General features: G+C 68.4%; 8 protein-coding genes and 1 pseudogene. 7 read left to right on the forward strand and 2 right to left on the reverse strand.

Annotation, left to right across the window (positions count from 1 at the left end; genetic code table 11):
* Positions 1-112: 112 nt before the first annotated feature.
* From H0W38_RS14365 to ureG, 7 genes are all read left to right on the forward strand, one after another.
* Positions 113-415, forward strand: coding sequence for an urease subunit gamma (locus H0W38_RS14365; protein WP_292455222.1), 303 nt, complete (start codon positions 113-115; stop codon positions 413-415).
* A 17-nt stretch (positions 416-432) separates the two neighbouring features.
* Positions 433-600, forward strand: a complete 168-nt coding sequence (locus H0W38_RS14370; protein WP_292455224.1) for a hypothetical protein — start codon at positions 433-435, stop codon at positions 598-600.
* Between the two features lie 2 nt (positions 601-602).
* Positions 603-908: an urease subunit beta gene (locus tag H0W38_RS14375; RefSeq protein ID WP_292455226.1), complete on the forward strand. Its 306-nt coding sequence runs from the start codon at positions 603-605 to the stop codon at positions 906-908.
* An 88-nt stretch (positions 909-996) separates the two neighbouring features.
* On the forward strand, positions 997-2,844 hold the full coding sequence (locus H0W38_RS14380) for an urease subunit alpha (RefSeq protein WP_292455228.1): 1,848 nt from the start codon (positions 997-999) through the stop codon (positions 2,842-2,844).
* A gap of 75 nt (positions 2,845-2,919) precedes the next feature.
* Entirely contained in the window at positions 2,920-3,552 is a 633-nt protein-coding gene (ureE, locus tag H0W38_RS14385) for an urease accessory protein UreE (RefSeq protein ID WP_292455230.1), read from the forward strand.
* An 8-nt stretch (positions 3,553-3,560) separates the two neighbouring features.
* The gene (locus H0W38_RS14390) at positions 3,561-4,271 is read left to right on the forward strand and encodes an urease accessory protein UreF (RefSeq protein ID WP_292455233.1); all 711 of its coding nucleotides are present in this window, start codon (positions 3,561-3,563) and stop codon (positions 4,269-4,271) included.
* 28 nt (positions 4,272-4,299) lie between these two features.
* Positions 4,300-4,986 carry an urease accessory protein UreG gene (gene ureG / locus H0W38_RS14395; protein WP_292455236.1) on the forward strand — a complete coding sequence of 229 codons (687 nt, stop codon included), beginning with the start codon at positions 4,300-4,302 and terminating at the stop codon, positions 4,984-4,986.
* A 218-nt stretch (positions 4,987-5,204) separates the two neighbouring features.
* Here ureG and H0W38_RS14400 read toward each other — a convergent pair whose 3' ends face one another.
* Both H0W38_RS14400 and H0W38_RS14405 read right to left on the reverse strand, forming a co-directional pair.
* Complete coding sequence (locus H0W38_RS14400) at positions 5,205-5,888, reverse strand: nucleotide disphospho-sugar-binding domain-containing protein (protein WP_292455239.1); 684 nt, start codon at positions 5,886-5,888, stop codon at positions 5,205-5,207.
* Positions 5,843-6,283: pseudogene (locus H0W38_RS14405) on the reverse strand (hypothetical protein); the annotation flags it as partial. The pseudogene H0W38_RS14405 and the gene H0W38_RS14400, both read right to left, overlap by 46 nt.

Below are 6,283 nucleotides of genomic sequence, written 5' to 3' on the forward strand. Positions count from 1 at the left end.
TAAGCTCGGCGCTGCGCCCTGAAAACGAGCGCCCCCGCGCCAAGCAAGGGCACGAGGCTTGCAAGACGCAACGCGCAATGCGCTGACGAAGCCTTTGTTGGAAAGGACACACGTGGATCTGCTCCCGCGCGAGAAAGACAAGCTCCTGCTCTTCACCGCCGCGCTGCTGGCCGAGCGCCGCAAGGCGCGCGGTGTGAAGCTCAACGTGCCAGAGGCCATCGCCCTGATCAGCGCAGCCATCCTCGAAGGCGCACGCGACGGCAAGAGCGTGGCGCAGCTGATGAGCGAGGGCCGGCAGGTGCTCACGCGCGCCGATGTGATGGACGGCGTGGCCGAACTCGTTCCCGACATCCAGGTCGAGGCCACCTTCCCCGACGGCACCAAGCTGGTGACAGTGCACCAACCGATTCCATGAACGAAGGAGACAACACCATGCACAAGCTCGCGATCCTCGCTGCCGCCATGACGCCCGCACTTGCCCGAGCCCATCCCGGCCACGGCATCGAAGCCGAGTGGCACGCGCATGCCGGCGATGCGCTCGGCTTGCTGGCCCTCGCCGTGGGCGTCGGCGTGGCGCTATGGCTGTCGCGAGGCAAGTGAGCATGGTGCCGGGCGAGCTGTTCACCGACGGCCCCGACCACGTGCTCAACCCGGGGCGTCGCACGCTCACTTTGGTGGTGGCCAATGGCGGCGATCGGCCGATCCAGGTGGGTTCTCACTACCACTTCGCCGAGACCAACGGCGCACTGCGCTTCGACCGCGTTGCTGCGCGCGGCATGCGCTTGAACATCGCCTCCGGCACGGCGGTGCGCTTCGAGCCCGGCCAGCAGCGCACGATCGAGCTGGTCGACTACGCGGGCGCACGACAGGTGTTCGGTTTTCGCGGCCTCGTGCAGGGAGCGCTGTGATGGCGGCAAGCGCAGCGTCTTGCTGCGTCAAGCAAGCGAGCGGTCCATTGAAGGGCCAGGAGCGCTACAGCGCGGCCCAGGAGTCGTCATGACCATCGGCCGCCGCGCATATGCCGAGATGTACGGCCCCACGGTCGGCGACCGGGTGCGCCTTGCCGACACCGAACTCATCATAGAAGTCGAAGCCGACCACACGCTGCGCGCCGGCGGCTACGGCGAGGAAGTGAAGTTCGGCGGCGGCAAGACCATCCGCGACGGCATGGGCCAGTCGCAGCGCGCGAACGGCCCAGGGGCGGAGGATGCGGTCGATTGCGTCATCACCAACGCACTCGTCCTCGATCACTGGGGCATCGTCAAGGCCGACATCGGCCTGCGCGGCCAGCGCATTTGCGCGATCGGCAAGGCCGGCAACCCCGACGTGCAGCCGGGCGTGGACATCGTCATCGGCCCCGGCACCGAGATCATCGCGGCCGAAGGGATGATCCTCACCGCCGGCGGCATCGACAGCCACATCCACTTCATCTGCCCCCAGCAGATCGAGGAGGCCCTGGCGAGCGGCATCACCACCATGCTCGGCGGCGGCACCGGGCCGGCCACCGGCACCTTCGCGACCACCTGCACGCCGGGGCCGGAGAACATCGCCCAGATGCTGCGCGCTGCCGAGGCCTTCCCGATGAACCTGGGCTTCATGGGCAAGGGCAACGCCAGCCGGCCCGAGGCGCTGCGCCAGCAGATCGAGGCCGGCGCCATCGGCCTGAAGCTGCACGAGGACTGGGGCACGACGCCGGCGGCGATCGACTGCTGCCTCAGCGTGGCGGAGGAGACCGATACGCAGGTGGCGATTCACACCGACACGCTCAACGAGAGCGGCTTCGTCGAAGACACCATCGCAGCGTTCAAGGGCCGCACCATCCACAGCTTTCACACCGAAGGCGCGGGCGGCGGCCATGCGCCGGACATCCTCAAGGTGGTGGGCGAAGCCAATGTGCTGCCCTCCTCCACGAACCCGACACGGCCCTACACCGTCAACACCATCGACGAGCATCTGGACATGCTGATGGTTTGCCACCACCTCGACGCGTCGATCGCCGAGGACCTGGCCTTCGCCGAGAGCCGCATCCGCCGCGAGACGATTGCGGCAGAGGACGTGCTGCACGATCTGGGGGCGATCTCGATCTTCAGCTCGGACTCGCAGGCGATGGGTCGGGTCGGCGAAGTGGTGCTGCGCTGTTGGCAGACGGCGCACAAGATGAAGGTGCAGCGGGGGTGGCTGCAGCCCTCACCCCCCGCCCTCTCCCGCGGGGCTGGGGAGGAAGACAATACCGCCGGCGCAGGAGAGACAGCCGGACAAGCTCCCTCTCCCGCGCAGTGGGAAAGGGCGGGGGGTCAGGGTCTGGCCCAGCACTCCCAACGCAACGACAACTTCCGCGCCAAGCGCTACGTCGCGAAGTACACCATCAACCCCGCACTCGCCCACGGCATCGCCCACGAAGTCGGCAGCGTCGAGGTCGGCAAGTGGGCCGACCTGGTCTTGTGGCGGCCCGGCTTCTTCGGCATCAAACCCAGCCTCGTACTCAAGGGCGGTTTCATCGCGCAGGCGCTGATGGGCGATGCCAACGCCAGCATCCCCACGCCGCAGCCGGTGCATTCTCGGCCGATGTTCGGTGCCTTCGGCGGCGCACTGGCGCGCGGCTCGCTCAGCTTCGTGAGCCAGGCGGCGCTGGCCGCCGGCATCGGCGAACACCTCGGCCTGCGCAAGTCGCTGGCGGCCGTGCGCGGCTGCCGCACGGTGAAGAAGACCGACATGATCCACAACGCCTGGCTGCCGCGCATGGAGGTCGACGCCCAGACCTACGCGGTGCGCGCCGACGGCCAGCTGCTCACCTGCGAGCCGGCCGCGGTGCTGCCGATGGCGCAGCGCTATTTCCTGTTCTGACTCTTGCGCGTGCGGCGCCAGCGACCGCAGGCCGCCCGCGTTCAACCGACTCCGCAGCCAATCGACAATGCCGCCATGCTGACCTTCAACAAACTCATCTCCGGCGGCCGCGGCCTGGCGCCGGTGCTGCTGAAACGCGCTGCCGCCGTCGAACTCGACTGGGACGTTCGTCAGAAGAGCCGCTTCGACGCGACCGACTCGCTGGGCCGCACCCTCGGCGTGTTTCTGCCGCGCGGCACGGTGCTTCGCGGCGGCGACGTGCTGGTGGCCGAAGACGGCTCGCTGATGCGCGTGATCGCTGCTGCCCAGCCGGTGCTGCAGGTCACCCTGTGCGCCGAGCACGGCGCGCCCTTCGACCTGATGCGCGCCGCTTATCACCTGGGCAATCGCCACGTCGCCCTGGAACTGCAGCCGGACCGTCTGCAGTTCGAACCCGACCACGTGCTCGCCGCCATGCTGCGGGCCATGCACCTGACCGTGACCGAAGCGCAGGCACCGTTCGAGCCCGAAGCCGGCGCCTATGCGGCCGGCGGCGGACACGCGCACTCGTCTCGGCAGATTCAGGAGCACGAGCATGAGCACGGCGGGGAGCACGGTCACGGTCCCAAGCCGGCTGCCGACCGAGGCCGGCCGGTCGGCATCGCCGTGCAGGCGGCCCCGGTGCCGCACGTTCACGGCCCGGGCTGCGGGCACGATCACGGGCACTGATCACCGCGATGCCGCGCGTACGCCGACCGGTCGCGCCGACGAGTGCCGCGACCTGGCTGACCTTGAGCTGGCTGGCCTCGCCCGCCCTGCCCGTCGGCGGTTTCAGCTATTCCGAAGGATTGGAGCCGGCAGTCGAGGCGGTTCGTGTGAGCGACGAAGCATCGGCACGCGCCTGGCTGCTCGACCAGTTGCACCTGAGCCTCGGGCGCAGCGACCTGCCGGTCGTCGGCAAGGCGCTCGGCGCATGGCGGCGGCGCGATGCGGAGTCGGTCCGCGAGCTCAACGCCTGGATCGACACGACCCGCGAGACGCGCGAATTGCGCCAGCAGACACAGCAAATGGGCCGCTCGCTGCTGGAATGGCTGCGCAACCGGGCGCCCGACGATCCGCGGCTGGCGCAACTCGCTGCGCTGCCACCGGCGCCGACCTGGCCGATCGCCTTCGCACTCGCTGCCGAGCAAGCCGCAGCCACGCCCCGCGAAGCCGGCCTGGCCTTCGCGTTCGGGTGGGCGGAGAACATGGTGCAGGCCGCGCTCAAGGCCGTGCCGCTCGGCCAGAGCGCCGGCCAGCGCGTGCTGGCTGCTCTGGTCGATGCGATCCCCGCGGCCGTGGACAACGCGCTGAGGGTGAGCGAAGGCCAGCGGCAAGCCTTCACGCCCATGCTCGCCATCCTGTCGGCGCAGCACGAAGCACAGTACTCGCGCCTGTTCCGCTCCTGAACCCGTCAACACAAGGAAAGGCAACGCCATGAGCGCCCTGCACAACATCGCCAACCGGACCAAGCGATTGCCGCCGCTGCGCGTGGGCGTGGGCGGCCCGGTCGGCAGCGGCAAGACAACGCTCGTCGAACTGTTGTGCAAGACGATGCGCGAGCGCTACGACCTGGTCGTCATCACCAACGACATCTACACCAAGGAAGACCAGCGTCTGCTCACGGTGGCGGGCGCACTCGAGGCCGAACGAATCATGGGCGTGGAAACAGGCGGCTGCCCGCACACTGCCATCCGCGAAGACGCCTCGATCAACCTCGAAGCGCTCGACCGCATGCTGGAGCGCTTTCCGAACGCCGACATCGCGTTCATCGAAAGCGGTGGCGACAACCTCGCCGCCACCTTCAGCCCGGAACTCAGCGACCTGACGATCTACGTGATCGACGTGGCCGCCGGCGAAAAGATCCCGCGCAAGGGCGGGCCCGGCATCACGAAGAGCGACCTGTTCGTGATCAACAAGACCGACCTCGCCCCGCATGTCGGCGCCGATCTCGAGATCATGGCGGCCGACACCCGGCGCATGCGCCAGGGCCCGGCCGGCTTGAAGCCCTTTGTCATGACCAACCTGAAGACGCACGAGGGCCTGACGGAAGTGGTCAGCTTCATCGAACGCCGCGGCATGCTCGGCGAAGCCGGCCACACCGGCACAAGCGCAGACGCATGAAGTCCTGCGCGGGCTGAAGCGGCGACTGTTCGTCCTGCCCGCTCCCTCGCCCGGCGCTGCAGCCACACGGCGCCGAGGAACGCCGATTGCTCAAGACCGTCGGCCGCGACATCGAGTGTCGCGCGCTACATGCCACGGACTCGCCACAAGGCGCCGGACGGCAGCGAGAGCAAGGCCAACACCAACAGCGGTTGAGCGTCGGCTCGTTTTGTCGCGCCCTATCCGCGCGTACCGAGCCGCTCGATGCGCTCCACGATCTGTTGCACGCTCTGCGTGGTGTGGTTCATGCGCTCGGCCGCGACAGCCGCCCCGGAAGCCGCCTGACCGGTCTCCGCTTGCGCGAAAGCGCGCACCCAGTGGCTTGCCGGAGCCACCGCCTTCAGGGTCACGCCGAGGCCGAGCCGCTCGAGCCTCGCGGCGTTGTCGAACTGGTCGTGTGCAAAGGGCACCACGATCTGTGGCACGCCCGCTGCAAGCGCTTCGGCGCAGGTCCCGATGCCGCCATGGTGAACGAGCGTGGCAAGCCGCGGCAGCAGCGCGTCGAAAGGCGCATAGGCAACGTGGCACGCCCAGTTGGGCAAAGGGCTCGGCAGCTGATCGGCATAGGGCGTCACGAGCACCGCGCGGCGACCGACCGTGGCACACGCTTCGAGGCCGCGTGCAAAGAAAAGCTTGCCGTGCGCCATGGCGGAACCCGGCGTCAAGCCGATCGGCGCCGGGCCGGCTTCAAGAAAATCCAGGAGCACCGGATCGAGCCGCGACGGCTGCGCCTCCCGCAGCAGCGCAAAGCCGGTCGTCACCGCCTGCTCGGGCCAATCCGGTTGAGTGGGCGCGAACCATTCAGGCCAAGCACAGATCACCAGCTCGGGCGAATGAATCCATCGGCTGAGCACGCGGCGCACGGATTCAAACCCAGTTCTGCACGAACCCGGTTCAAGGCTGGGGCGATGCCCGGATCGATCAGCACGCGTTCGCTGATCGTTTGAAGAAGCCGCACCGCCCAGCCGGGAAGCCACGACAAATCTCCCACTCCCGGCAGCAAGGGCGGCAGCGTCGCGGAGACCAGGCAAGACGGTGAAAGATGAACAGTCGCGCCCGGCACACCCAGGCGCTCTTGCACCAGTCGGACGTTCCACGCCAGCGTGCTGCCGATGAGCACGGTCTCTTTCGGCCGCACCAACTGCTCCAGCGCCGCGGTCGATTCAGCCAGCCGGTCGAGCAGTTCGCGAAGAATGAGCTGAAGCCCGCGTCGGGGATGCCACAGATCCGGCAATTGCACGAGACGCTCGTAGTCGGC

The sequence above is a fragment of the Methylibium sp. genome (genome assembly GCF_013817365.1).
Taxonomy (GTDB): domain Bacteria; phylum Pseudomonadota; class Gammaproteobacteria; order Burkholderiales; family Burkholderiaceae_C; genus Methylibium.

Bases quoted from the DNA above. Each gene is read 5' to 3' on its own strand.
- H0W38_RS14370 (WP_292455224.1), top strand. From the start codon at position 433: ATGCACAAGCTCGCGATCCTCGCTGCCGCCATGACGCCCGCACTTGCC.
- H0W38_RS14375 (WP_292455226.1), top strand. From the start codon at position 603: ATGGTGCCGGGCGAGCTGTTCACCGACGGCCCCGACCACGTGCTCAAC.
- H0W38_RS14380 (WP_292455228.1), top strand. From the start codon at position 997: ATGACCATCGGCCGCCGCGCATATGCCGAGATGTACGGCCCCACGGTC.
- ureE (WP_292455230.1), top strand. From the start codon at position 2,920: ATGCTGACCTTCAACAAACTCATCTCCGGCGGCCGCGGCCTGGCGCCG.
- H0W38_RS14390 (WP_292455233.1), top strand. From the start codon at position 3,561: ATGCCGCGCGTACGCCGACCGGTCGCGCCGACGAGTGCCGCGACCTGG.
- ureG (WP_292455236.1), top strand. From the start codon at position 4,300: ATGAGCGCCCTGCACAACATCGCCAACCGGACCAAGCGATTGCCGCCG.